The sequence below is a fragment of the Bradyrhizobium sp. CSS354 genome, assembly GCF_029051725.1.
Lineage (GTDB): Bacteria > Pseudomonadota > Alphaproteobacteria > Rhizobiales > Xanthobacteraceae > Bradyrhizobium.
The window spans coordinates 56,935-81,071 of the sequence record NZ_JAACFU010000015.1; the positions used below are offsets into that span (position 1 = coordinate 56,935).

Annotated in this window: 23 protein-coding genes; 12 read left to right on the forward strand and 11 right to left on the reverse strand. The window is 64.1% G+C overall.

Annotation, left to right across the window (positions count from 1 at the left end; translation table 11 throughout):
- Window positions 1–2: 2 nt before the first annotated feature.
- Complete coding sequence (ubiG, locus tag GWG67_RS28785) at window positions 3–776, forward strand: bifunctional 2-polyprenyl-6-hydroxyphenol methylase/3-demethylubiquinol 3-O-methyltransferase UbiG (protein ID WP_275172708.1); 774 nt, start codon at window positions 3–5, stop codon at window positions 774–776.
- Window positions 777–1,044: 268 nt separating this feature from the next.
- Complete coding sequence (locus GWG67_RS28790) at window positions 1,045–1,944, forward strand: EamA family transporter (protein ID WP_275172709.1); 900 nt, start codon at window positions 1,045–1,047, stop codon at window positions 1,942–1,944.
- On the opposite strand, the gene GWG67_RS28795 is transcribed toward GWG67_RS28790, so the two are convergent.
- The 4 genes from GWG67_RS28795 to GWG67_RS28810 are packed head-to-tail and all read right to left on the reverse strand — an operon-like array spanning window position 1,941 to window position 4,418.
- Window positions 1,941–2,426 (reverse strand): DUF1178 family protein, encoded by a 486-nt coding sequence (locus GWG67_RS28795; RefSeq protein WP_275172710.1) that lies wholly within the window; start codon window positions 2,424–2,426, stop codon window positions 1,941–1,943. The two genes, GWG67_RS28790 and GWG67_RS28795, sit on opposite strands and share 4 nt — an antisense overlap.
- Entirely contained in the window at window positions 2,423–3,301 is an 879-nt protein-coding gene (locus tag GWG67_RS28800; RefSeq protein WP_275172711.1) for a carbon-nitrogen hydrolase family protein, read from the reverse strand. Before GWG67_RS28800 ends, GWG67_RS28795 begins: the two co-directional genes overlap by 4 nt.
- Window positions 3,298–3,573: a glutaredoxin 3 gene (gene grxC / locus GWG67_RS28805; protein WP_275172801.1), complete on the reverse strand. Its 276-nt coding sequence runs from the start codon at window positions 3,571–3,573 to the stop codon at window positions 3,298–3,300. The genes GWG67_RS28800 and grxC overlap by 4 nt, the downstream gene beginning before the upstream one ends.
- A gap of 47 nt (window positions 3,574–3,620) precedes the next feature.
- On the reverse strand, window positions 3,621–4,418 hold the full coding sequence (locus GWG67_RS28810) for a ComF family protein (protein WP_275172712.1): 798 nt from the start codon (window positions 4,416–4,418) through the stop codon (window positions 3,621–3,623).
- A gap of 217 nt (window positions 4,419–4,635) precedes the next feature.
- Between GWG67_RS28810 and GWG67_RS28815 the strand changes: the two genes are divergently transcribed.
- Window positions 4,636–5,484: a methyltransferase domain-containing protein gene (locus tag GWG67_RS28815; protein WP_275172802.1), complete on the forward strand. Its 849-nt coding sequence runs from the start codon at window positions 4,636–4,638 to the stop codon at window positions 5,482–5,484.
- Between the two features lie 127 nt (window positions 5,485–5,611).
- On the opposite strand, the gene mutT is transcribed toward GWG67_RS28815, so the two are convergent.
- Window positions 5,612–6,022: an 8-oxo-dGTP diphosphatase MutT gene (mutT, locus tag GWG67_RS28820; RefSeq protein WP_275172713.1), complete on the reverse strand. Its 411-nt coding sequence runs from the start codon at window positions 6,020–6,022 to the stop codon at window positions 5,612–5,614.
- Between the two features lie 141 nt (window positions 6,023–6,163).
- Between mutT and GWG67_RS28825 the strand changes: the two genes are divergently transcribed.
- Window positions 6,164–7,519: a TadE/TadG family type IV pilus assembly protein gene (locus GWG67_RS28825; RefSeq protein ID WP_275172714.1), complete on the forward strand. Its 1,356-nt coding sequence runs from the start codon at window positions 6,164–6,166 to the stop codon at window positions 7,517–7,519.
- A 93-nt stretch (window positions 7,520–7,612) separates the two neighbouring features.
- On the opposite strand, the gene argJ is transcribed toward GWG67_RS28825, so the two are convergent.
- A complete protein-coding gene (gene argJ, locus GWG67_RS28830; RefSeq protein ID WP_275172715.1) occupies window positions 7,613–8,854 on the reverse strand; it encodes a bifunctional glutamate N-acetyltransferase/amino-acid acetyltransferase ArgJ in 1,242 nt (413 codons plus the stop codon).
- 103 nt (window positions 8,855–8,957) lie between these two features.
- Window positions 8,958–9,875 carry a peptidylprolyl isomerase gene (locus GWG67_RS28835; protein WP_275172716.1) on the reverse strand — a complete coding sequence of 306 codons (918 nt, stop codon included), beginning with the start codon at window positions 9,873–9,875 and terminating at the stop codon, window positions 8,958–8,960.
- 361 nt (window positions 9,876–10,236) lie between these two features.
- Here GWG67_RS28835 and secA point away from each other — a divergent pair, with 361 nt between their 5' ends.
- On the forward strand, window positions 10,237–13,077 hold the full coding sequence (gene secA, locus GWG67_RS28840) for a preprotein translocase subunit SecA (protein ID WP_275172717.1): 2,841 nt from the start codon (window positions 10,237–10,239) through the stop codon (window positions 13,075–13,077).
- Between the two features lie 220 nt (window positions 13,078–13,297).
- Here secA and GWG67_RS28845 read toward each other — a convergent pair whose 3' ends face one another.
- Entirely contained in the window at window positions 13,298–13,732 is a 435-nt protein-coding gene (locus GWG67_RS28845) for a MarR family winged helix-turn-helix transcriptional regulator (protein WP_007599198.1), read from the reverse strand.
- A 178-nt stretch (window positions 13,733–13,910) separates the two neighbouring features.
- Here GWG67_RS28845 and GWG67_RS28850 point away from each other — a divergent pair, with 178 nt between their 5' ends.
- The 7 genes from GWG67_RS28850 (at window position 13,911) to GWG67_RS28880 (ending at window position 21,474) form a co-directional block, all read left to right on the forward strand.
- Entirely contained in the window at window positions 13,911–15,098 is a 1,188-nt protein-coding gene (locus GWG67_RS28850; RefSeq protein ID WP_275172718.1) for a substrate-binding domain-containing protein, read from the forward strand.
- A 175-nt stretch (window positions 15,099–15,273) separates the two neighbouring features.
- Entirely contained in the window at window positions 15,274–16,788 is a 1,515-nt protein-coding gene (locus GWG67_RS28855; RefSeq protein ID WP_275172719.1) for an amidase, read from the forward strand.
- Window positions 16,789–16,884: 96 nt separating this feature from the next.
- The gene (locus tag GWG67_RS28860; protein WP_275172720.1) at window positions 16,885–17,742 is read left to right on the forward strand and encodes a branched-chain amino acid ABC transporter permease; all 858 of its coding nucleotides are present in this window, start codon (window positions 16,885–16,887) and stop codon (window positions 17,740–17,742) included.
- A 4-nt stretch (window positions 17,743–17,746) separates the two neighbouring features.
- On the forward strand, window positions 17,747–18,964 hold the full coding sequence (locus GWG67_RS28865; RefSeq protein WP_007599205.1) for a substrate-binding protein: 1,218 nt from the start codon (window positions 17,747–17,749) through the stop codon (window positions 18,962–18,964).
- Window positions 18,965–18,970: 6 nt separating this feature from the next.
- Window positions 18,971–20,065, forward strand: coding sequence for a branched-chain amino acid ABC transporter permease (locus GWG67_RS28870; RefSeq protein WP_275172721.1), 1,095 nt, complete (start codon window positions 18,971–18,973; stop codon window positions 20,063–20,065).
- Window positions 20,052–20,786: an ABC transporter ATP-binding protein gene (locus tag GWG67_RS28875; protein ID WP_275172722.1), complete on the forward strand. Its 735-nt coding sequence runs from the start codon at window positions 20,052–20,054 to the stop codon at window positions 20,784–20,786. The genes GWG67_RS28870 and GWG67_RS28875 overlap by 14 nt, the downstream gene beginning before the upstream one ends.
- A complete protein-coding gene (locus GWG67_RS28880) occupies window positions 20,779–21,474 on the forward strand; it encodes an ABC transporter ATP-binding protein (protein WP_275172723.1) in 696 nt (231 codons plus the stop codon). Before GWG67_RS28875 ends, GWG67_RS28880 begins: the two co-directional genes overlap by 8 nt.
- Window positions 21,475–21,645: 171 nt before the next feature.
- Here the strand turns inward: GWG67_RS28880 and GWG67_RS28885 are convergent, their stop codons facing one another.
- The 3 genes from GWG67_RS28885 to GWG67_RS28895 form a co-directional block, all read right to left on the reverse strand.
- Window positions 21,646–22,059, reverse strand: coding sequence for a PIN domain-containing protein (locus GWG67_RS28885; protein ID WP_275172724.1), 414 nt, complete (start codon window positions 22,057–22,059; stop codon window positions 21,646–21,648).
- Window positions 22,056–22,286: an AbrB/MazE/SpoVT family DNA-binding domain-containing protein gene (locus GWG67_RS28890; RefSeq protein ID WP_275172725.1), complete on the reverse strand. Its 231-nt coding sequence runs from the start codon at window positions 22,284–22,286 to the stop codon at window positions 22,056–22,058. Before GWG67_RS28890 ends, GWG67_RS28885 begins: the two co-directional genes overlap by 4 nt.
- 148 nt (window positions 22,287–22,434) lie before the next feature.
- A complete protein-coding gene (locus GWG67_RS28895) occupies window positions 22,435–23,967 on the reverse strand; it encodes a murein L,D-transpeptidase family protein (protein WP_275172726.1) in 1,533 nt (510 codons plus the stop codon).
- Window positions 23,968–24,137: the final 170 nt, after the last annotated feature.

Genomic DNA, 24,137 nt, shown 5'->3' on the forward strand with positions numbered 1-24,137 from the left:
CCATGAGCATGCAGCAAAATACTTCCGGCACCGCAAGCCCGCAGCCGGGCTCGACCGTCGACGCCGCCGAGATCGCAAAGTTCTCAAAACTTTCGGCCGAGTGGTGGGACCCCAACGGCAAGATGGCGCCGCTGCACCGGATCAACCCGCTGCGGCTCGGCTATATCCGCGATGCCGCCTGCCGCAAGTTCGAGCGCAATTTGCGCAGCCTCAACTGCCTCGGCGGTCTGCGCGTGCTCGACATCGGCTGCGGCGCCGGCCTGCTCTGCGAGCCGCTGTCGCGCCTGGGTGCGCAGGTCATCGGCGTCGATCCGTCGGTCAGCAATATCGCGGCCGCAAAGCTGCATGCCGACAAGGCGCATCTCGCGATCGACTATCGCTGCACCACGGCGGAAGAGATCGACCCGCGCGAGCGATTCGACATCGTGCTGGCGATGGAGGTGGTCGAGCACGTTGTCGACGTCGGCGTTTTCCTGAAGCGCTGCGCCGCGATGCTGAAGCCGAACGGGTTGATGGTGGTCTCGACGCTGAACAGGAACTGGAAGAGCTTTGCGCTGGCCATCGTCGGCGCCGAATACGTCCTGCGCTGGCTGCCGCGCGGCACCCACGAATGGAACAAGTTCGTCACCCCCGACGAGCTGACGAAATACCTGCTCGACAACCGCCTGGTCATCACCGAGCAGACCGGCGTTGTCTACAGCCCCTTCGCCGACAAATGGACCCTCTCGTCAGACATGGACGTGAACTACATGGTGGTGGCGGAAGGCATGGTGTGAGGCCGCGCCGCTTCCAAATATTCGGCGTCGTCCTGGCGAAGGCCAGGACCCATTACCCCAGGGTCTAATTAGGCGAAGGCTGATAACCACGAGTCTTCGCCCAATCACTCCCTGGGGTAATGGGTCTTGGATCTGCGCTTCGCCTGTCCATGACGACACTGAGTTTGTCAGGCAAGCATCGCACCCATGACATCCGCGTGATTGACCTGCTTGAGCGCGAGCGGCACGTTGACATCAACGTCCTCTTCCTCCCACCGCCATCCCACCCATGTTCACCATCGCCAGCCTCTGGATTCCCTTCACCGTCATTGCCGCGCTCGGCCAGGTCGCGCGCAATGCGATGCAGCGGTCGCTGACAAAGCCGCTGGGGACCTGGGGCGCGACCAATATCCGCTTTCTGTTCGGCTTTCCGTTCTCGCTTCTTTTCCTGGCGGTGGTGCTGGTCGCCACCGGCGATCATCTCGGCATGCCGCCTGGCGTGTTCTGGCCGTGGCTGCTGCTCGGCGCGCTCAGCCAGATCGTCGCGACCGGCCTGATGCTGCTCGCCATGAACGACCGCTCCTTCGTGGTGACGACGGCCTATTTGAAAACCGAGGCGATCCAGACCGCCATCTTCGGCTTCGTCTTTCTCGGCGATCATCTGACATGGCTCAAGGTGCTGGCGATCGTGATCGCGACAATCGGCGTCGTCATCACCGCGCTGAGGCCCGGCGGCGAGAAGAGCTTTGCCGAATTGAAGCCGACCATCACCGGTCTGGTCGCCGCGGCGGCGTTCGCGTTGTCAGCGGTCGGCTTCCGCGGCGCCATCATCAACGTGCCTGATGTCTCGTTCGTGACGGCGGCATCATTCACGCTGGTGCTCGGCCTGTTCGTGCAGACGCTGATCCTGACGATCTATCTGCTCTGGCGCGCGCCGAAGGTGCTTCAGGCGATCCTGAAGCTTTGGAAGCCGTCGCTGCTCGCCGGCTTCATGGGCGCCTTCGCCTCGCAGTTCTGGTTCCTGGCGTTCGCGCTGACGGCCGCCGCCAATGTCCGCACGCTCGCTCTGATCGAGGTGCTGTTCGCGCAAGGCGTGGCCTACTACTCGTTCAAGCAGCCGATCGCGCCGCGCGAGATTATTGGCATCGCGCTGATCGTGATCGGCGTGGCGGTGCTGGTGGGAGTCTAATTCCGATCTTCCGGCAGCGTCGGCAGCGGAGACACCTCGATGCCTTCTTCGATCAGCGACTTTGCCTCGTCGGGCGAGGCCTCGCCGTAGATCGGACGGTGCTCCTTGTCGCCGTAATGCATCGCGCGGGCTTCATTGGCGAATCGCTCGCCGACATTGTCGGCGTTCTTCACGATGTGATCGCGCAGCTCCTTGAGCTTGGCGCGCAGCTCGCGCTCCTGCGCCATCAACAGCGAGGTCGGTGCGGATTGCGCAGGCTCAGGCGCGGTCGTCGTGGCGGTGGGCTCAGGCGGCGGCGTGGCGCGTCCGCGGCCCTTCTTGCCGGCGATGCGCGGCGCCATGATCGCCTTGTCGACCTTGGCCGAGCCGCAGATCGGACAAGTCACGAGCTTGCGCTTCACCTGCTGGTCATACGCGGCCGAGCTCTGGAACCAACTCTCGAAGTCGTGGCTCCGGTCGCAGCGGAGAGCGTAGCGGATCATGCCGATCCCCGCACCAGGTGCAGATGGTCCGGCCCCGCCTTGGGGTCGGCGACGCCGAAGCGGCGGCCGTGCTGGAGCGAGGGGATCGCGCGGCGCGCGGTCTCGACCTTGGCCGGATCGATCTTTGCCATGATGATGCCGGGCTCGACATCGCCTTCGGCGAGGATTTCGCCCCAGGGATCGATGATCAGCGAATGGCCATAGGTCTCGCGCTTGTTCTCGTGCAGGCCTGCCTGCGCCGCGGCGAAGATGAAGCAACCGGTCTCGATCGCGCGCGCACGCAACAGCACGTGCCAATGCGCCTCGCCGGTCTTGCGGGTGAAGGCCGAGGGCACCGTGATGAAGTACGCGCCGCTTTCGGCCAGCGCGCGGTAGAGCGCGGGGAAGCGCACGTCATAACAGATCGTCAGCCCGACGCGACCCCAGGGCAGGTCGGAGATCACGGCCGTCTCGCCCGGCTGGTAATTGGCGGATTCGCGATAGCTCTCGCCGTCCGGCAGCTCGATGTCGAACATGTGGATCTTGTCGTAGCTCGCGAGCACATTGCCCTCGGGCCCGATCAGGAACGAGCGGTTGACCGCTTTCTCGTCCGAAAAGCGCAGCGCCAGCGAGCCGACATGGATGTGGATCTTCAGTTCCGCCGCGAGCGCCCGGTACGCCCTTAGGGAGTTGTCGTCGTCTTGGCTCTGGAGGTGCTCGAACAGAGCCTTGCGGTTGAGCTGCATCATGTTGCTGACTTCGGGCGTCTGCACGTAGTCGGCGCCATTGGCCGCAGCCTGGCGGATCAGCCTCGTGGCCTGCTCGAGGCTCGGCTCGGGCATCAGGCCGGTGCGCATCTGCACCATCGCCGCAGTGAAGGTCCTGGTGTCGCTCATGACTCCGCCTTGACGCTTTCGAGCATGCCGTCGAGCTTGCCTTCGCGATCGAGTGCGTAGAGCTCGTCGCAGCCCCCGACATGGGTTCCGCCGATCCAGATCTGCGGGAAGGTCGAGCCCTCGCCGGCGCGATCGTACATCTCCTGGCGCCAGGACGGGTTCTTCGCGATATCGAACTCCGTGAAGGTCGCCTTCTTGCGGGTCAGCAGCGACTTGGCGGCGGAACAATAACCGCAGCCCGGCCTCGTGTAGATCTCGACAGCAGCGGTCATCTTGTCTGGCGCTTTCATGTCATGAATTCATTGAATTATATGGGACTTCACCGGCTCTCGACAACCCGGGCAAACACCAGCACGTCCACTTGCGCCGCCTTGGCCCGGAGCAGGGCCCGCGCACAGGCGTCCAGCGTCGCACCCGACGTCAGGACGTCGTCGATGAGGACAATGCGCCGACCCTGGACGTCCGCCTGACGGTCCGGGGATACCTGGAATGCGCCCTGCACATTGGTGGCGCGCTGGGCCCGCGACAGGCCGATCTGCTGCTCGGTCGCGCGTACCCGGCGCAGCACCTCAGCCTTCGCTTTCACCCCGCTCTGCCGCTCGATGATCCGCGCCAGCGCCCCGGACTGGTTGTAGCGGCGGCGCCAGGCCCTTCGCCAGTGCAGGGGAACGGGCACCAGCATGTCGGCCTCGGTGAGCAGCTCGCCGCCCGCGCGCGCCATCCAGCGCCCCATGGCGGGCGCCAAATCCGTGCGGTCCTGGTATTTCAGCGCATGCACCAGGGTGCGCGCGACGTCGTCATAACGCACCGCGGCGCGCGCTCGCTGGTAGGCCGGCGGGCTCGCGATCGCCTCCATCGACAGCATGTCGGGGCCGGGATCGTACACAAAAGGAATGCCGAGCCGCGGGCAGTAGGGCCGTTCGATGAACGACAGCCGCGCCCAGCACGCCGCGCACACGCCCTCGCCGTCGACCGGCTCGCGGCAGGACACGCACAGCGTCGGCAGCGCGATGTCGAGCGCAAGCCGTGCCGCACGTGACAGCACATGGCGGCCAGCCGTCCATGCGACACGCAGGGGGGCGGCGATGGAACGAGAAGGGGCGTTGCCGGCTTCCATGGGACGAGGCTAGCGTTCCGCGATTGTCGGCTCAAGCAGGACTCTCGTGCCCCGGACGCAGCGCAGCGCGTAGCGGTGCGCTGCTGAGCCGGGGCCCAGGAGCTGTGTGCGCAGAAGCATGGATCCCGGCCCTGCGGAGCGTCACTGCGTGCCGCACCGCGTCCGGGACAGGAGAGAGGAGATTGCCAGAACCAGCGTGATCGGCGTAACCAGCGGCATGGCTCAAGACCCGCAAACCCCGCCCGTTTTGCTCGATCGTGCTTTGCTGCACGGGCGACAGCGCCGTGCGCAGGCGCAAGGTGCCGTGAGCTTCCTGTTGGATCGGGTCGCCGAGGACATGTGCGACCGGCTGGCTGCGGTGATGCGGGAGTTTCACACAGCGGCCGATCTCTGGACGCCTGGCGAGGGTCTCGCGGTGCTGCGCGCGCGACTGCCCTCGATCGAGCGCATTGAGCTCGATGCGTCCGGTGCGGAGAAGCTGCCCTTTGCACCGGAAAGCCTCGATCTTGTCGTCTCGGCGCTGGCGCTGCAATTTGTCAACGATCTGCCGGGGGTGCTTGCGCAAATCCGTCGCGCGCTGAGGCCGGACGGCCTGCTGCTGGCGGCGATGATCGGCGGCGACAGCCTGACCGAGCTGCGCCAGGCCTTTGCCGCGGCTGAGGCCGAATGCGAGGGCGGTGTTTCGCCGCGTGTGGCGCCGTTCGCCGATCTGCGCGACGTTGGCTCGCTGTTGCAGCGAGCAGGATTTGCGCTGCCGGTCACCGATGTCGACCGCGTCGTAGTGCGCTACGCCAACGCGTTCGCGCTGATGCACGATATCAGGCGCATGGGTGCCGCCAATGTGCTGATCGAACGGCGGCGCACGCCGAGCCGGCGATCGACGCTGCTGCGGATGGCTGAAATTTACGCGCAACGCTTTGCCGATGCCGACGGCCGCATCCGTGCGACATTCGATATCATCTGGCTCTCCGGTTGGGCCCCGCATGCGAGCCAGCAGCAGCCGCTGAAGCCGGGGTCGGCGAAGGCGAGCCTCGCGGAGGCGGTGCAGAAGGCGCGGAAAGAGTGACGTGTCCCGGACGCGCTGCAGCGCCCTTGCGCTGCTGCGCAGAGCCGGGACCCAGCTCTGCGGCCTCTGGGCCCCGGCTCTGCAGCGCACCGCAAGAGCGCTGCGCTGCGTCCGGGGCACGCGCAACTCACATCAACAAATCAATCAAATGCGGGATCAGCGGAATGTCCGCGGGCGGCATGGGGTAGTCGCGCAGCTTGTTGGCGCGGACCCAGGCCAGGGTCTGGCCTTCGCGCGGCATGACTTGCCCTTCCCAGCGCCGGCAGATGTAGAGCGGCATCAGGAGGTGAAAGGTCTCGTAGCCGTAGCTCGCGAACGTCAGCGGCGCCAGGCACGGCTCGGCGACGGTGATGCCGAGCTCTTCGTGGAGTTCGCGGATCAGGCTTTGCTCCGGCCGCTCTCCGGGTTCACACTTTCCGCCGGGGAATTCCCAGAGGCCCGCCAGCGTCTTGCCCGCAGGGCGCTGCGCGATCAAGACGCGCTTGTCGGCGTCGACCAGCGCGCAGGCCACCACGAGCGTCAGTTTGAGATCAGCCATGCCTGGAATGTCGCTCCCTGAAAAGATCATCCGCAACGGTTGGTTAACCCTGTTAGGGCCGGTGTTTCCGAGGTCACCATAAGTCATATTTAATCCACGGATCCTAGGGTGGAAACGCTGAAACCATTCCGGGCCAGATCCATGCGCGCTGAGTTTCGTACCGTCTTCCGCCGCTTCCGTCGCGACCGGCGCGGCAATGTTGCGGTGATCTTCGCAATCTGCTGCGTTCCCCTGATCACGTTCGTCGGCAGTGCGATCGACTACTCCCGCGCGACGCAGGTCCGGGCGAAGCTTCAGGGCGCGGCCGACGCGGCCAGCGTCGGTGCGATCGCCAAAGCCTCGCCGGGGTTTGCTGCCGCGGGCTCGATGACCACGGATGGTTCGATCACCGTGGGCGTCACCGACGCCCAGAAAATCTTCGATGCCAATCGCGCCAACCTGACCGGCTATACGCTCAACAGCGTCACCCCGACAGTCGTCAAGACCGGCTCGACCATCAACTCGACCGTCTCGTTCACCGCCACCATCAACACCATGTTTCTCGGCCTGATCGGCAAGACCACACTGACCATGAGCGGCACGTCGGCGTCGACGGCCAACATGCCGCTCTATGTCGACTTCTATCTCCTGCTGGACAATTCTCCGTCGATGGGCGTCGCAGCGACACCGGCCGACATAACGAGTTTGCAGGGAAAGACGGGTGGATGTGCATTCGCCTGTCACGACACCACCAAGGCGGCCGGCACAAGCAACTACGACATCGCCAAAGCAAATGGCATCACGACCCGAATTGACGTGGTGCGCCAGGCGAGCGCGAACTTGATGGACACAGCCCAGAGCACGCAGACCTATTCGAACCAGTTCAGAATGGCGATCTACGATTTCGGCGCTTCGTCAGCGACGATCGGATTGAGAAATCTGTTCGCGCTCTCGTCGAGCTTGAGCTCCGCCAAGACGGCGGCGGGAAACATCGACCTGATGGCGGTTGCCGGTCAGAATGACGTGTATACTATCGACAAAGATACTCCCTTCACCACTATTTTTCCCGCAATCAATACCGCAATCGCCGCGCCTGGAGCAGGTACGTCCGCGTCACCGCTGAAATATCTGTTTTTTGTATCCGATGGGGTCGCTGACGAAGCCAACTCGGGCATGACGATGTGTAGTGTCTCGTCTTCTTCGTATCCTCTCGCGTCATCGAACCGCTGTCAGTCGCCGATCAATCCGGCGCTCTGCACGACCATCAAGAACCGCGGGATCAAGATCGCGGTGCTGTACACGACATACCAACCGCCTACTGACGGCTGGTACAACACATGGATATCGCCCTTTAACCCCGGGCCGTGGGGGCCGTCTCCGAACAGCAAGATCGCGCAGAACATGCAGAGCTGCGCTTCGCCAGGATTCTATTTCGAGGTGAGCCCCACCCAGGGCATTTCGGAAGCGATGAACGCGCTGTTCAAGAAGGCAATCGCGGACGCGCGGATTGCGGGTTGAGTTGGATCAAGGCTCTTTCACCGTCACCCTGAGGTGGCCGCTTCTTCAGCGGCCCTCGAAGGCCGACGGCCCGGCTATCGGTAGTCCTAAACACTACGACCTGTAGTCCCCGTTGATCGCGACATACTCCTTGGTGAGGTCGCAGGTCAGCACGCGGTCGCGGCCCTTGCCGAGGCCGAGCGAGACCTTGATCGCGATCTCCGACGCCTTCATCGCCTCCGACACCTGCGCCTCGTCATAGGACGGATCGCGCGCGCCGCTCTTGGCGACGCGGATGCCGTTGAACGAGATCGAGAGCTTGTCGCGGTCAGCCGGCTCGCCGGCCTTGCCGACCGCCATGACCACGCGGCCCCAATTGGCGTCTTCGCCGGCGATCGCGGTCTTCACCAGCGGCGAGTTCGCGATCGACATCGCGATCTTGCGCGCCGAGGCCTTGGTCTTGGCGCCCTCGACGGTGATCTCGACCAGCTTGCGCGCGCCTTCGCCGTCGCGGGCCACCTGCTCGGAAAGGTTGGCGAGCACCTGGTTGAAGGCCTTGACGAAGGCTTTCAGGCGCGGGTCGCTGGCGCGGCTGATCCTTGGCGCGCCGTGTTCTGCAGCAGCACCGGTGGCAAAGGCCAGCAGCGTGTCCGAGGTCGAGGTGTCGCCGTCGATCGTGACCGCGTTGAACGTGTCCTCGACGCCGCTCTTGAGCAAGGCTTGCAGCGCGGCAGGTGCGATCGGTGCGTCGGTGAAGATGAAGGACAGCATCGTGGCCATGTCGGGCGCGATCATGCCGGCACCCTTGGCCATGCCGTTGATCGTGACCTTGGCCTTGCCGAGCTTCACGGTCGCGGTCGCGACCTTCGGGAAGGTGTCGGTGGTCATGATCGCCTTGGCGGCCGCCAGATAATCGCCGGCCTCGGCGGTTTGCGCGAGCCGACCGAGCACGCCGTCGAACTTGGTCGCATCCAGCGGCTCGCCGATCACGCCGGTCGAGGCCAGGAAGATCTCGCCCTCGGTGCATCCGACGGCCTTGGCCGCGATCTTGGCGGTCAGCGCGGTGGAGCTGCGGCCGGTCTTGCCGGTAAAGGCATTGGCGTTGCCGGAATTGACCACCAGCGCGCGCGCCTTGCCGCCCTTGAGCTTGGCGCGGCACCATTCCACCGGTGCGGAGGGGCATTTCGACTTGGTGAAGACGCCTGCGACCGCGGTGCCCTTGTCCATCACCGCCAGCAGCACGTCGGTACGGTTCTTGTAGCGGATGCCGGCCTCGGCCGTCGCGAGACGGACCCCCGCAATGGTGGGCATGTTCGGAACGTTTTTCGGGGCGAGGGGAGAGACGGTGGAGGACATCGCGGGCGCCTTGATGGGATCTGGATATGCAGATGCCCGGCGCGGGGGCCGGGCATCACAGAGGCTTAGATACTCTTCACGTCACCGAAGTGACAGCGAATTCTTACTTCTTCGCGGGCGGCGCCATCTTGCTGTCAGACGGCTTGGCCGCATCGGCCGGCTTGGCGTCCTTGGCCGCATCCGCCGGCTGGTCCATCCGCTCGACCTTCGCCTCCGCGCGCAGCTTGGCGACATAGTCGGCCTGGGCCTTGCGGGTGACATACTGCTCGATCTGCGCCTTGACCTGCTCGAAGTCCGGCGCCTTGCGGCTGCGCTTTTCCTCGACCTTGATGATGTGCCAGCCGAACTGCGACTTCACGGGGTCGGAGATCTTGCCCGGCTCGAGCGCGAAGGCGATTGCCGAGAATTCCGGCACCATCTGCTCCTTGGTGAAGAAGCCGAGGTCTCCGCCGTCGGCCGAGCCCGGATCCTTGGACTTCTTCTTGGCGAGCTCGGCGAAATCGGCGCCCTTGTCGAGCTCGGCCTTCACCGCCTTGGCCTCGTCCTCGGTCTCGACCAGGATGTGGCGGGCGTGCACTTCCTGCTCGCCGGTGATCTGCTTGGAGGCCTCCTCATAGACCTTCTTCATGGCATCCGGGGTGGTGGCGGCCTTGCCCTCGCCGGCAAGCAGGCTGTCCATCAGGAGGCGGTTGCGGGCGAACGCCAGGCGCTTCTTGAACTCCTCGCCGTCGGCGAGCTTCTTGTCCTCGGCGGCCTTGCCGACGATCTTCATGTCGATCAGGAAGGACAGAACGTTCTCGTCCTTGGTCGCCGGGTCCATCTGGGCGAGGCTCGGCCCGAGTTCCTCTTCGGCCATGGCGACGTCGCTCTTCTTGATTTCAGCGCCATTGACCTTCGCCAGCACCGGATCGTCGGCAGCCCGGCCGGGCCCCGCGATCAGCGCCAGCGCAAGGCAGCCCACCAGGGCGGTGGCGAGGCCGAAGCGCAGGCCGGTTTTGGTTACCGGGAACGAGGTGGTCATGGAAAATCCTTTTGTTGAAGCAGGGGGCTGCTCGAGCGGGGCGGACACTCGCCCAATTCAGGGGGCCTTGGCAACGCGAAAAGTCTGTCAAAATGATGAATTAGCCGCAATGCACCCGCCGTTGACAAGGCCCTGACCGGGCCATATCTCTGCCCGGTCGCGTCCATGCGATGGCGTTTATTTTGCTGCGTTTTTGGCCGTTGAACCCAGACTTGCCCAACTCCCACCCATATGGCGGATGGACCCCCCGCAGTCCGGGCTCCGGCGCCCAGCAGGCGTCACGGTGAGTTGATAGGCAGGAGGGTGACAACCTCTTGGCTGCAACGCGAACGCGGTTGAATCGCGAACACAGGAACTAAGCATGATCGGCGCGCTCGCCCGCAAGTTTTTCGGCTCCGCCAACGACCGGCGGGTGAAGGGATATCAGTCCCGCGTCAACGCGATCAACGCGCTGGAGCCCGAGGTCTCGAAACTCTCCGACGAGGCCCTCAAGGCTCGCACTGTCGAGTTCAGGAAGCAGCTCGCCGAGGGCAAGACCCTGGACGACCTGCTGGTCCCCGCTTTCGCCACGGTCCGCGAAGCCGCCAAGCGCACGCTCGGCCAGCGCCATTTCGATGTCCAGCTGATCGGCGGCATGGTGCTGCACGAGGGTGACATCGCCGAGATGAAGACCGGCGAAGGCAAGACCCTGGTCGCAACGCTTGCGGTCTACCTCAACGCGCTCGCCGGCAAGGGCGTCCACGTCGTCACCGTCAACGACTACCTCGCCCGCCGCGACTCCGGCTGGATGGGCCAGATCTATGGCTTCCTCGGCCTGACCACCGGCGTGATCGTGCACGGCCTCGACGATGCCGAGCGCAAGACCGCCTATGCCTGCGACATCACCTACGGCACCAACAACGAATACGGCTTCGACTATCTGCGCGACAACATGAAGTACCGGCTCGAGGACATGGTCCAGCGGCCGCACTTCTACGCCATCGTCGACGAAGTCGACTCCATCCTGATCGACGAAGCGCGCACGCCGCTGATCATCTCCGGCCCGCTCGACGACCGCTCCGACTTCTACAACACCATCGATGGCTTCCTGCCCAAGCTCGACAAATCCGACTACGACGTCGACGAGAAGCAGCGCACGGTGACGCTGACCGAAGCCGGCATGGAGAAGATCGAGACGCTGCTGCGCGATGCCGGCCAGCTCAAGGGCGAGTCGCTCTACGACGTCGAGAACGTCTCCGTCGTACACCACATCAACCAGGCGCTGCGCGCCCATACGCTGTTCACGCGCGACAAGGACTACATCGTCCGCGACGACGAGGTCGTCATCATCGACGAGTTCACCGGTCGCATGATGCAGGGCCGCCGCTATTCCGAAGGCCTGCATCAGGCGCTGGAAGCCAAGGAGCACGTGCAGGTCCAGCCGGAAAACCAGACGCTGGCCTCGATCACCTTCCAGAACTATTTCCGGATGTACGAAAAGCTCGCCGGCATGACCGGCACGGCGCTGACCGAAGCCGACGAATTGTTCGACATCTACAAGCTCGAGGTCGTGGAAATCCCGACCAACCTGCCGGTCGCCCGTCTCGACGAGGACGACGAGGTCTATCGCACCCAGAACGAGAAATACGCCGCGATCCTGGCCGAGATCGAGCGTGCCAATGCGCGGCTGCAGCCGGTGCTGGTCGGCACCGCCTCGATCGAAAAATCGGAAGTGATCGCCGAATATCTCAAGAAGCACGGCTATCGGCAGATCGATTTCGGCAGCGAACATTCGATGCAGAAGCTGTACGCCGCGGCCCGCGCCGGCAAGCCGGCAAAGCTGTTCGCGGTGCTGAACGCGCGCTTCCACGAGCAGGAAGCCTACATCGTCGCGGAAGCCGGCGTACCCGGCGCGATCACGATCGCGACCAACATGGCCGGCCGCGGCACCGACATCAAGCTCGGCGGCTCGCTGGAAATGCGCATCCAGCAGGAGGCCGCTTCGATCGAGGACGAGGCCGAAAAGGCCAAGAAGATCGAGCAGATCAAGGCCGACATCGAGCACTTCCGCGACATCGTGCTGAAGGCCGAGGAAGAGGTCGAGATCGAGCCGGCGAAGGGTTCGAAGCCCGCCAAGACCGTGAAGAAGCCCGGCGGCCTCTACATCATGGGCTCCGAGCGCCACGAATCCCGCCGTATCGACAACCAGCTCCGCGGCCGTTCCGGCCGTCAGGGCGACCCCGGCCGCTCGAAATTCTTCCTGTCGCTGGAAGACGATCTGATGCGCATCTTCGGCTCGGATCGCCTCGACAGCATGCTGCAGCGTCTCGGCCTGCAAGAGGGCGAGGCGATCATCCATCCCTGGATCAACAAGGCGTTGGAGAAGGCGCAGCAGAAGGTCGAGGCGCGCAACTTCGACATCCGCAAGAACCTGCTCAAGTTCGACAACGTCCAGAACGACCAGCGCAAGGTGATCTTCGACCAGCGCGTCGACCTGATGAAGGACGACAGCGTCGCCGAGACCGTCGCCGACATGCGCCACGCCTTCATCGACGACCTCGTCGCCAAGCACGTGCCCGAGCATGCCTATGCCGAGCAGTGGGACGTCGCGGGCCTGAAGGAAGAGCTCAAGCGCGTGCTCGATCTCGACCTGCCGGTCGAGGACTGGGCCAAGGAAGAGGGCATCGCCGACGAGGAACTGCTCACGCGCATCGAGACCCGCGCCGACGAGCACATGGCCGCCAAGGTCGCGCAATGGGGCCCCGACGTGATGCGTTACGTCGAGAAGACCATTCTGCTGCAGACCCTCGACCATCTCTGGCGCGAGCATCTGATCATGCTCGACCATCTGCGCCAGGTCATCGGCCTGCGCGGTTACGGCCAGCGCGATCCGTTGCAGGAGTACAAGACCGAAGCGTTCAACCTCTTCCAGGAGATGAGCGCGCATCTACGCGAGGCCGTCACTGCGCAGCTGATGCGGGTCGAGATCGTGCCGCCGGAGCAGGAAGCCCCGGTGCTGCCGCCGATGGAAGCCCACAAGTTCGACCCGAACACCGGCGAGGACGAAATGGCGCTCGCCAGCGTCACGCTGGGCGCGCAGGCCACCGACGCCGCGTTGCGCGATCCGAAGAACCCGGCCAGCTGGGGCAAGATCGGCCGCAACGAGGATTGTCCGTGCGGCTCAGGCAAGAAGTACAAGCACTGCCACGGGCGGTATGCGTAAGGCTTGAATGTGAGGCGTCGACGTCGGCGCCTCAGTCTCCGCTGTCGTCGCCCGGTTTAGCCGGGCGACCCAGTACGCCGCGGCTTCTCGGTTCAAATCACATGGGTCTCTGGAATACTGGATCGCCCGATTAAATCGGGCGATGACAGCGAGTATGTGGCGCGCAGCTCTATCTCCATCGCCGGGACGACCGTGTTAAGGGAGCGCGCTAAACGCACCCTCAATTCGAGCTGTCGATCAAGCTCTCCAGCAGCCGCTTCAATTCGCTCGTCGACTTGTCGCCGTAGCTCTCCAGGATGTGCTCTTCCTGGTCGACCGCGAGCGAGTTGAGCTTCTTGCTCAGCACCTTGCCGCGGTCGGAGATGAACATCAGGACCTTGCGGCGATCGTTCGGGTCCTGCACGCGGTAGACCAGCGTGTCAGAGACCATGCGGTCGATCATCTTGGTCAGCGTTGGATGGTTGAGCAGCACGGCATCCGCCAGCTCGCCCATCGAATGGCCGTTGCCATCCGACAGCACTTTCAGGATGCGCCACTGCTCGACGGGGACGCCTTCCTTGCTCAACCGCAGTTCGAGCTGCCGGTTGATCTCCCGGTTGGCTTGCGCGAGCAGGTAGGCGAGGTGTTCGGTGATCGGGGTGTTCGGTTTTGCCACGGCTAAGACTTTGTCTTGACCCAAATGAGTGAATGTCTTGCAATCGATGCTGCATCTATATGCACTTCAATTCTTGAATATTCAATATTTTCAAAATAGGATATTGCCCAACAATAGGGCGGGTGCCGCGGCCGCCTGCTGAATGAGCTTTCAAGTCTGGTGTCAGACAGGAGTTGGCGTGCGCGCGACGGTAAACTTCCCGGCTCACGGCGGTCCGGCCTTACCGCCGTCCTTGCTGTTCAGGAATCTGTCGCCCGCGGCAGCGGATTTCGACCTGTCGCCGGTTGACGCGCATTTCATGAAGCGCCGCGGTGCACACAACAAGCTCCGCATCGGAGGCTTCATGTGCTGCACCGGCTCGCCCGGCGTTTGGGGCCCGTGCGCGACAAGCAGCGCGCAGCTCGCGGTCGCCGAGATCAACAAGCGCGGCGGCATCCTCGGGCGCGAGATCGAGCTTTCGATCTATGACGCTGGCGGTCCGCTCGACGAGATTCTGAGCCGCGCCGAGCAGGCGATCGCTTCGGATGAGATCGACCTCATCGTCGGACTGCATACCAGCGCGGTGCGCGTGGCGCTGCGCAAGGTCACCACCCGCCACCGCATCCCCTACATCTACACACCCGTCTACGAGGGCGGCGAGCAGACACCGGGCGTCATGGCGATCGGCGAGACGCCGCGCTGGCAGAGCCGCCCCTCCATTCACTGGCTCGCCGACGTCAAGAAGGCGGCGCGCTGGTACCTGATCGGCAGCGACTATGTCTGGCCCTGGCAGTCACACCGCGCGGTGAAGCGCTACATCAAGGAGGCCGGCGGCCATGTCGTCGGCGAAGAGTTCGTTCCCCTCGGCGAAGACAACCACGAGCCGCATCTGGAGCGCATCCGTGCCGCGAGGCCGGACGTCGTGCTGATCTCGTTGATCGGCACCGACAGCATCACGTTCAATCGCGCGTTCGGCGAATGCGGCCTGGGCGCCACGACGCTGCGGCTGGCCGGGGCGATGGACGAGACCGTGTTGCTCGGAATCGGCGCCGACAACAGCGAGAACCTGTTCTGCGCCTCCGGCTATTTCCCCGGCATCGGATCGCGGGCCAACGACGACTTCCAGAGCCGCTATCGCGCGATGTTCGGGCCGAACGGGCCTCCGATCGGCTCGCTCGGTCAATCCAGCTATGAGGGACTGCGCTTCCTCGAGGCAGTCGCGAACAAGGCGGGCACGTTGGCGATGGGCCCGATGCTCGCGGCCGGCCGCAACATCGTCTATGGCGGCGCGCGCGGCCCCGTCACCGTCAGGAACGGTCACACCCGGATGCAAATGTATCTCGCCGGGGCGGATGGCCTCGACTTCAAGCTGATCAAACCGATCTGATGCCGGCGCGGCCATCTGCAAACGCCAGATTCCAAAATAATACTTGAAAAGGAAAATATTTCCGTCTGTAATATCGAGGTGAAGCCGATTGGCGCGCGCCGCACACGTGCGCCCATGAGGCTCCAATGCCAGGGATTCCAATTCCAGGGATCAAGAAGCCTTTGAGGAGAGCGCCGTGACAGTTGTCCTTCCCACGCCAGCCCAATTGCGCAGTGTCGCCGACCAGTGCGGCCTTTCGCTATCCGACGACGATGTCGCCTCGTTCCGCGGCCTGATGCAGGGCTCGATCGAAGCCTACAATCTCGTCGGCGCCATGCCGGACGAGGTGCCGGAGGTCAAATATCCGCGCACGCCGGGCTATCGGCCCTCGCCGGAAGAGAACCCGCGCAACGCCTGGTATCGCAAGTCGACCGTCAAGGGTGCGGCGAGCGGCAAGCTCAAGGGCAAGACGGTCGCTCTCAAAGACAACATCATGCTCGCCGGCGTTCCCATGATGAACGGCTCGGCGACGCTGGAAGGCTACGTCCCCGATTTCGACGCCACCATCGTCACGCGCATGCTCGATGCCGGCGCCGAGATCGCCGGCAAAGTCCATTGCGAATCCTTCTGCATGTCCGGCGGCAGCCACACCAATGCGGTCGGCGCCGTCCACAATCCGCACAAGATGGGCTATTCGGCCGGCGGCTCGTCGTCAGGCTCAGGCGTCGTCGTCGCGCTCGGCGAGGTCGACATGGCGATCGGCGGCGACCAGGGCGGTTCGATCCGCATGCCGTCCTCGTTCTGCGGCACCTACGGCATGAAGCCGACCTGGGGCCTCGTGCCCTACACCGGCATCATGCCGATCGAGGTGTTCGTCGATCACACCGGCCCGATGACGGCGACCGTCGCCGACAACGCGCTGCTGCTCGAAGTGCTCGCCGGCGACGACGGCTACGATCCCCGCATCAAGGCGCCCAAGGTCGAGGAGTACACCAAGGCGCTCGGCCAGGGCGTCAAGGGCATGAAGATCGGCATCCTCAAGGAAGGTTTTGAGCAGGCGAATGCCGAAGCCGCCGTGAACGAGAGCGTGCGGGAGGCCGCAAAGCGTTTTAGGGATCTCGGCGCCACGGTCGAGACGGTTTCGATCCCGATGCATCTCGCCGGCCCCGCGATCTGGACGCCGATCGGCACCGAGGGCATGACCCAGACCATGATGTATGGCGACGGCTATGGCCTGTCCCGCTCCGACCTCTATTCGACCACGCTGATGGACTTCCATCGCGGCTGGCGCCGGCAGGCGGATTCACTGTCCGAGACCACAAAGCTGTTCCTGCTGCTCGGCACCTACATCAACAATACTTTCGGTCCCCGTTATTACGGCAAGGCGCTCAACATCTCCCGCCGCCTGACGGCGGCCTACGACAAGGCCTTCAAAGACTACGATCTGCTGCTGCTGCCGACCACGCCGATGAAGGCGACGAAGCTGCCGGAGCCCACGGCCAGCCGCGAGGACTATGTCGCGCGTGCGCTGGAAATGATCTCCAACACCGCGCCGTTCGACATCACCCATCATCCCGCGATGTCGCTGCCCTGCGGCATGGTCGACGGCCTGCCCGTCGGTCTGATGCTGGTCGGACGCATGTTCGAGGAATCCACCATCTACCGCGCCGCGCACGCGTTCGAGCAGATCGGCGACTGGAAGAAGATGTGAGCGAGGGACTTATGCAGACGGACGGACCAGAGCGTTTTCAAGCTAAGTGGATACCGGTTCGCGTCAAGAAAACGCGTCAAAACAAGAACCCATCATATGGCTAACGCGTTCGTCGCGGCGTTCGAGATCCTGAGCTTCGGCGCGATCATCGTCCTGATCGTGCTGGGGCTCGGGATCATCGCCAGCATGATGGGCATCTTCAACTTCGCGCAGGGAGAGTTCGTCCTGCTCGGGGCCTACATTACCTATCTCGCCTACGCCAAGGGCCTGCCGATCTGGGCCGGCATGGTCGCCGCGCCCTTCGTCGTCGGCGCACTCGGCTTCGTGCTGGAGGCGCTGATCATCCGCCGCTTCTACGCAGCACCCATCGTCGCCATGCTCGGCACCTATGCGCTTGGCTTGATCATCCGCGAATCCGTGCGCGGCCTGATCGGCGGCTTCTATCTCACCGTGCCGGAGCCGATCGGCGGCTCGATCGACATCGGCGCCATGCACATCTCGGCCTGGCGCTTCACCATCATCGTCATCACGGCGCTGGTGATGGGTGGCTGCTATCTGCTGCTGGCGCGCACCAGCTTCGGCCTGCGCGTGCGCGCCACGCTGGAAAATCCTTCGCTGGCGCGCGCCTCCGGAATCTCCACGCCGCTGATCTATGGCGCCACCTTTGCGTTCGGTGCGGCGCTTGCCGGCCTAGCCGGCGCTCTGATCGTGCCGGTGTTCAGCCTGTTCGCCGATCTCGGCCTGCGCTTCCTGATCCAGGGCTTTGTCGCGGTCATGGTCGGCGGCGTCGGCTCCTTCATCGGGCCGGTCGCGGGCGCCGGGCTCATCGGCACGCTCAGTGCCGCGCTGCCCTGGGTAATGGCGCCCGTCGTTGCCGATGTCCTCGTTTTTGTTCTCGCCATCGTCTTCATCAAATTCCGGCCGCAGGGCCTCATCGCTGGAAAAGGGGTTTAGTCACATGTCCGATCGCACTCAGCTCTCCCGCCGCCGCTTCCTCTCGAATTTCGCCTTTGCCTCCGGCGCGGTCGCCACCGGCGTCGGCAGTTGGGTGATTCCGGCGCCCTGGGCTAATGCGGCCGAAGCCCCGATCAAGGTGGGCATCGCCACTGACCTCACCGGGCCGATCGCCTACGCCGGCAATGCCGACGCCAACGTCGCGAAGATGGTGATCAAGGAGATCAACGCCGGCGGCGGTCTGCTCGGCCGCCCGCTCGAGCTCTATATCGAGGACACCGCCTCGAACGAATCCGTCGCGGTCGGCAACGTCCGCAAGCTGATCCAGCGCGACAAGGTCGACATGGTATTGGGCGGCATCACCTCGTCGATGCGCAACGCGATCAAGGACCCGATCGTCGCGCGCGGCAAGACGCTCTACATCTATCCGCAGCTCTACGAAGGCAAGGAGTGCACGCCCTATCTGTTCTGCACTGGGCCGACGCCCGCGCAGCAGTGCGACGAGTTCATTCCCTGGCTGATCAAGAACGGCGGCAAGAAGTTCGCGCTGCCGAGCGCCAACTACGTCTGGCCGCACACGCTCAACGTCTATGCCCGCAAGGTGATCGAGGCCAACGGCGGCGAGGTCGTGTTCGAGGAATATTATCCGCTCGACCAGGTCGATTTCTCCTCGACCGTCAACCGCATCATCTCCAACAAGGTCGACGTCGTCTTCAACACCGTCATCCCGCCCGGTGTCGGTCCGTTCTTCAAGCAACTCTATGAGGCCGGCTTCCTCAAGAATGGCGGACGGCTGGCTTGCGTCTACTATGACGAGAACACGCTCAACATCAATCAGGCGGCCGAGATCGAGGGGCTCGCCAGCTGTCTCGATTATTTCAAGGTGCTGACCAAGGAGAACCCGTTCGACGCCAAAATCCAGGCGGCCTACGAGAAGGATTTCCCGGGCAACTTCCTGTTCGCCGCCGGCAGCGCCGCCACCGGCACCTATCGCGGCCTGAAGCTGTGGGAAGCCGCCGTCAAGGAAGCCGGCAAGATCGACCGCGAGTCGGTTGCGGCTACGCTCGACCACGCCAAGATCGCCGAAGGTCCGGGCGGACCGGCCGAGATGGTGCCGGGCAAGCGGCACTGCAAGATGAAAATGTACACCGCGGTCGCCAAGGGCGGCAATTACGAGATCGTCGGACGCAGCGACGGGCTCGTCGATCCCAAGGAGTGTTAAGCTGGAATGCTGAAGTCGATGGGCGCAGTGAAACAGGCAATCCCCGCCGAGATCGGCGGGGAGGCGGTCGGCGCGATGACTGAACACGCATCAGCGAAGCAAGCCGCTCCGGGACGAAAGGTCTTGCCGATCGTGGAGGGCGCCGTGCTCGTCGCGGCGCTGTTCGCGCCGCTGGTGCTGCAGGACTACCTCACGGTGTTCGCGACGCGGGTGATCATCCTCGCGCTGTTCGCGCTGTCGTTCGACCTGGTGTGGGGCTATGCCGGCATCATGAGCTTCGGCCAGGCGCTGTTTTTTGGTTCAGCCGGCTATGGCGTGGCGCTGCTCGCGCGCGACCTCGACATCACCAACATCTTCCTGGTGCTGCCTGCGGGCACCATCATCGGCCTCACCTTCGCGCTGCTGCTCGGCGGCTTCCTGCTGCTGGGGCGGCATCCCTCCAGTGTGATCTTCGTCTCGCTGGGCACGCTGACCGGATCCTACGCCGCCGACCGGCTGGCGCGCGGCTGGTACTATCTCGGTGGCCAGAACGGCATCCCCTCGATCGCGCCGATGACGGTCGGCAGTTACGAGTTCTCGGAAGGGCCGCCGTTCTATTATCTCGTGCTTGGCCTTCTTGTTGTGGTCTACCTGCTTTGCCGTTTTCTGGTGCGCTCGCAGTTCGGGTTGGCGCTGGCCGGCCTGCGCGAGAACGAGCAGCGCATCGCCTTCTTCGGCTACAAGGCGCAGCACCTGAAGGCGATCATCTTCGCGATCGGCGGCGCGGTGGCGGGTCTTGCCGGCAGCCTTTACGCCTTCCACGAAGGTTTCGTGTGGCCCAACATGGTCGGCGTCGTGGTGTCGACGCAAGTCGTGCTCTACGTGCTGTTCGGCGGCTCCGGGACGCTGATCGGCGCCGTCATCGGTGCCGTCATCGTCGAGGGTGTCAGCTTCTGGCTCTCGGACAATTATCGTGAGGTCTGGCCGATCATTCTTGGCGTGCTGCTGTTGCTCGTGATCCTGTTCCGGCCGCTCGGCCTGATCAGCTTCGTGCTCGGCGAACGCGAGCGGGTCGGCAGCTTCGGAGCAAAGGCGAAGGAGAAGCGCGATGCCGCTCCTTGAAGCCACCGGCGTCAAGAAAATCTTCGGCAAGCTCACCGCGCTCGATGGCGCGGCGCTGACCGTCGGCGAGAACGAGTTCCACGGCCTGATCGGCCCGAACGGCTCCGGCAAGAGCACGCTGATGAAGTGCATCGCCGGCGCCGAGATGCCGACACAGGGCAAGGTCTCCTTCGTCAACACCGACATCACCGCGTTCACGCCGACCGAGCGTGCCCGCGCCGGCATGAGCCTGAAATTCCAGATCACCAGCGTGCTGCCGACGCTGACGCTGTACGACAACATCCTGCTCGCCTTGCAGGCGCAGTCCTCGCTGTTCGATCTCGTGTTCTCGCGCACGCGCGGGCTCCTGCACGATCAGGTCATGACCATGCTGACGCAGTTCCGCCTCGCTGACCGCGCTTTCGACGCGGCGGCGGCGCTGTCGCATGGCCAGCAGCAATGGCTGGAGATCGCGATGGCGCTGGCCGGCAAGCCGAAGCTTCTGCTGCTGGACGAGCCCACCGGCGGCATGAGCCTGGAGGAGCGCCGCGTCACCGGCGAATTGCTGCAGCCGATCAAAAAACATTGCTCGCTGGTCATCGTCGAGCACGATCTCGATTTCATCCGCGACACCTGCGATCGCCTCACCGTGCTCGACCAGGGCAAGGTGCTGGCATCCGGCACTGTGTCGGAGATCCAGGCCAACAAGGCCGTCCAGGAGATCTATTTGCGCCGTGCCTGAATTTTTGGACATCAAGCATCTCGACGCCGGCTATGGCCGCAGCCAGGTCCTGTTCGACGTCAACCTCGGCATTCCCTGGCGCGGCGGTGTCGCCGTGCTGGGCCGCAACGGCGCCGGCAAGACCACGCTGATGAAGACCATCGTCGGCGAGCTGCCGGCGTGGAAGGGCGAGGTCGCCTTCGATGGCCGCGACATCAGCCGCCGCGCGACCCAGGAGCGCGTACGCGCCGGCATCGGCTACGTGCCGCAGGAGCATTCGGTGTTCGCGCGCCTGTCGGTGCGCGACAATCTCGCGGTCGGCTCGCTCGCGAGCAGGAAAGCCGACGCGGTCGACCACGTGCTGACGATATTCCCAAAGCTCGGCCAGCGCCTCGACCAGCCCGCCGGCACGCTTTCCGGCGGCGAGCGCAAGATGCTCGCCATCGGCCGCGCGATGCTGGGCGATCCCAAGCTGCTTCTGCTCGACGAGCCGACCGAAGGCGTCTGGATCGGTGTGATCGAGGAGATCACCGAGCGCCTGATCGAGCTCGCGAAAACTATCGCCGTCATCATCGTCGAGCAGCACCTCGACCTCGCACTCCGCGTCGCCGATTACGCCTACGTACTGGACCGCGGCCGCGTCGCGCTGCAAGGCGAAGCAGCCGAGGTGAGGGGCAATCCGGAGCTGCTGCGGTATCTGGCGCCGTAGGTTGTGTGCTGCTGACCCCGACCATGTCTCACAGCGCGCGTCCATATCAGTTCCGTCATCCTGAGGCGCGAGCCGCGCGGTGCAAGCGCACCGCGTAGCGAGCCTCGAAGGATGCACGGCCGCGCTGGGCCGGGCCGTCGCCCTTCGAGGGTAGCTGAAGAAGCGGCCACCTCAGGGTGACGGTGAAGGGCTTCTGAGAAACGGATTGACGATGGACAGCCCACCGATGCTGCGGCCGTGCTGCATGTCCTCGCTATACAGCGTCTCGCAGCCAGCCTCGATTGCGGCCGCTACGATCAGAGCATCGTAGAAGGCAAGCGTATGGTCGCGCGCAAGCGCAAGCGCCGTAGCGTGCGTGTCGGCGGTGAGCGGTGCGATATCCGGAAACCGAAATCGGATGGCTTGCACCGCGGCCTCGATAACGGACCAGTCCTGTCTTTGCTTCTTGCGCAGCACATTGGTGAACTCGTTCAGCACCTGCGCACTGATGACGCCGCCGCCAGCGATTGTGGTCAGCGCGCGCTCGCGCCGGATGTCGGCCGAAAAGGCATAGACCAAGATGTTGCTGTCGAAGAACGAACTCATCTCTCGTTCGCTTCGTCGCGGTCGAATTTGTAACCCTCGGGCAGGGGAATCCGGAACTGCTCGGCTTGCTTGAGAAATTCCGCTCGTCTGTCGACCTTCTCTACGGCGATCTGGCCTGTCGAAGCCTCTACGACGTTGAGCTCGTCACCGGGGGCGAGGTTCAAGGCCTCAACGAGTGCCTTAGGCAGACGGACTGCGAGGCTGTTACCCCATTTGGAGACCAGCATGGAATGCTCCATGATATACAGGATTATTGTATATCATAGAGAGGATATCATCGCAATTCAAGGGCTTCAGGTCCTGGAATGCCGCTGATCATCCCGGACGGCCGTCAGCTTGGTAAGAATCGGGAAGGGGCGCGAGGTTCCCGCCCGTTTACTTCACGGCCCCAAACCGGCTGTCGAACGAGTTCGACTGCACGACCGGCGCGGCTCCCATGATCTGGGTTGCTTCACCCGCGCCATCCGACACCGACGGCTTGAGCGCAGGGCGGGTTGCGGCGAGACGGGTGTCGGGCTTCGCAGGTTCGGCAGGCTTGGCGGCGGCAATCGCTGGCTTCGGCGCGTCCTTGGATGTATCGCGACCCGGCACGAACCGGGTCACCGCGGCCTTCAGCCGGGACGCCGCGCTCGGCGGCGTCGTGGTCGTCGCGGCCGGGGCGACAGATGCCGTGGCTTGCGGCGAAGGCGTGGTCGCCGTGGCCTCGGCGTTGCCCATGCCCATCTTGCGGCCGAGATTCGAGAAGAAGCCGGATTTCTCAGGTGCAGCAGCGGTGGCGACGCGGGTGTTGGCGGCGGGCGCGCTGACGGCGACAACCGGCTCCTCCTGCGGCGAGGGCGCGGCTGCATCGAGATTCGGCTTCGGCGGATTGACGTGCCCAGGGATCGTGCCCGGCGCCTTCGCCATGGCCAGCATCTGCAACGTCGTGCCTTCGGCGCCCTCCGACAGGCCGGTCGAGCCTTCCGGAATCTTCGCGGCGAAGATTTTGTTCATGCCGCCGTCGATGCCGGTGTTCATGCGCGCAACGGGCGTGCCGCGCGAAACCAGCTTGCTGTACTCCGCCTGGTCGCGCGCATCCTTCTCGCGCACAGCGCTGGCGATCTCCTCGGGGATCACATAGGCCGGGCACTTTGCAGACGCGTCGAACACCGGATCGCGCTTGGCGTCGGGCGGCTTGGCGGCGTCGAAGACGTACTTCTTCTCGCAGAAATCGACCTTCGGCTCCTGCCGCGTCACCTCGAAATGATCATAGCCTTCCTTGATCATCTTCCAGAACGGCATGTTCGGATTGTTCCGGTGCTTGGCCATGTTCACCGGCGTCATCTTGAACGGATAGGCCTGCAGCTGAAACGCCTTCTGGCCGCCGAAGAAGGACTCGCGCCCGAGCGAATAGATCTCGGCGATCTGCTCGTCCGTCATCGCGTAGCAGCCGCGCGACGAACAATCGCCATGCACCATCAGCTGCGAGCCGCTGCGGCCCAAGGCCTTGTCGAACGCGTTCGGATAGCCCGTGTTGAACGACAAATAGTATGCCGATTGCGGATTCATCTGGCCCGGATTGATCGAGTAGAATCCTTCCGGCGCCTGGCGATCGCCTTCGCGCACCTTCGGCCCGAGGTCGCCCGACCAGCGACAGATCGGATAAGTCTTGAGCAGCGCGAACTGGCCGTTGCGGGTCTGCTTCCAGACCTCGAGCTCGGCCTCCTGCTTGAACAGGCGCACCAGGATCGGCGATTGCAGATCCATGTTCTTCTCGACCATGGCGGCGAGAAGCTTTGGCGGCACCGGCTGGTTGGCCTTGGCATTGGTCGCAAGCGAAACCTGGTCGGTGTCGCAGCCGGCCAGCACAAAGCTGGCGGCAAGCGCCACCGAAACCAAAAACGCGCGAGCAAGCGAACGAGAAATCAAGATAGACCCCACAGCGGCCAGAGCATCGCGCGCAAACCCCAATCTTGAAGCATGATCCGACCGGAGACCCGGACCCGTCGCGACGGGCTTTTTCGCAATCACGCTCCAGCGCTTTTGCCCTGAAGCCATTGATTAAAATTCTAACCTCTGGGTCATGTGGTCGCAACCCG

Coding starts and splice junctions, on each gene's coding strand:
- ubiG (WP_275172708.1), top strand. CDS start 3: ATGAGCATGCAGCAAAATACTTCCGGCACCGCAAGCCCGCAGCCGGGC.
- GWG67_RS28790 (WP_275172709.1), top strand. CDS start 1,045: ATGTTCACCATCGCCAGCCTCTGGATTCCCTTCACCGTCATTGCCGCG.
- GWG67_RS28795 (WP_275172710.1), bottom strand. CDS start 2,426: ATGATCCGCTACGCTCTCCGCTGCGACCGGAGCCACGACTTCGAGAGT.
- GWG67_RS28800 (WP_275172711.1), bottom strand. CDS start 3,301: ATGAGCGACACCAGGACCTTCACTGCGGCGATGGTGCAGATGCGCACC.
- grxC (WP_275172801.1), bottom strand. CDS start 3,573: ATGACCGCTGCTGTCGAGATCTACACGAGGCCGGGCTGCGGTTATTGT.
- GWG67_RS28810 (WP_275172712.1), bottom strand. CDS start 4,418: ATGGAAGCCGGCAACGCCCCTTCTCGTTCCATCGCCGCCCCCCTGCGT.
- GWG67_RS28815 (WP_275172802.1), top strand. CDS start 4,636: ATGGCTCAAGACCCGCAAACCCCGCCCGTTTTGCTCGATCGTGCTTTG.
- mutT (WP_275172713.1), bottom strand. CDS start 6,022: ATGGCTGATCTCAAACTGACGCTCGTGGTGGCCTGCGCGCTGGTCGAC.
- GWG67_RS28825 (WP_275172714.1), top strand. CDS start 6,164: ATGCGCGCTGAGTTTCGTACCGTCTTCCGCCGCTTCCGTCGCGACCGG.
- argJ (WP_275172715.1), bottom strand. CDS start 8,854: ATGTCCTCCACCGTCTCTCCCCTCGCCCCGAAAAACGTTCCGAACATG.
- GWG67_RS28835 (WP_275172716.1), bottom strand. CDS start 9,875: ATGACCACCTCGTTCCCGGTAACCAAAACCGGCCTGCGCTTCGGCCTC.
- secA (WP_275172717.1), top strand. CDS start 10,237: ATGATCGGCGCGCTCGCCCGCAAGTTTTTCGGCTCCGCCAACGACCGG.
- GWG67_RS28860 (WP_275172720.1), top strand. CDS start 16,885: ATGGCTAACGCGTTCGTCGCGGCGTTCGAGATCCTGAGCTTCGGCGCG.
- GWG67_RS28865 (WP_007599205.1), top strand. CDS start 17,747: ATGTCCGATCGCACTCAGCTCTCCCGCCGCCGCTTCCTCTCGAATTTC.
- GWG67_RS28870 (WP_275172721.1), top strand. CDS start 18,971: ATGCTGAAGTCGATGGGCGCAGTGAAACAGGCAATCCCCGCCGAGATC.
- GWG67_RS28875 (WP_275172722.1), top strand. CDS start 20,052: ATGCCGCTCCTTGAAGCCACCGGCGTCAAGAAAATCTTCGGCAAGCTC.
- GWG67_RS28885 (WP_275172724.1), bottom strand. CDS start 22,059: ATGAGTTCGTTCTTCGACAGCAACATCTTGGTCTATGCCTTTTCGGCC.
- GWG67_RS28890 (WP_275172725.1), bottom strand. CDS start 22,286: ATGCTGGTCTCCAAATGGGGTAACAGCCTCGCAGTCCGTCTGCCTAAG.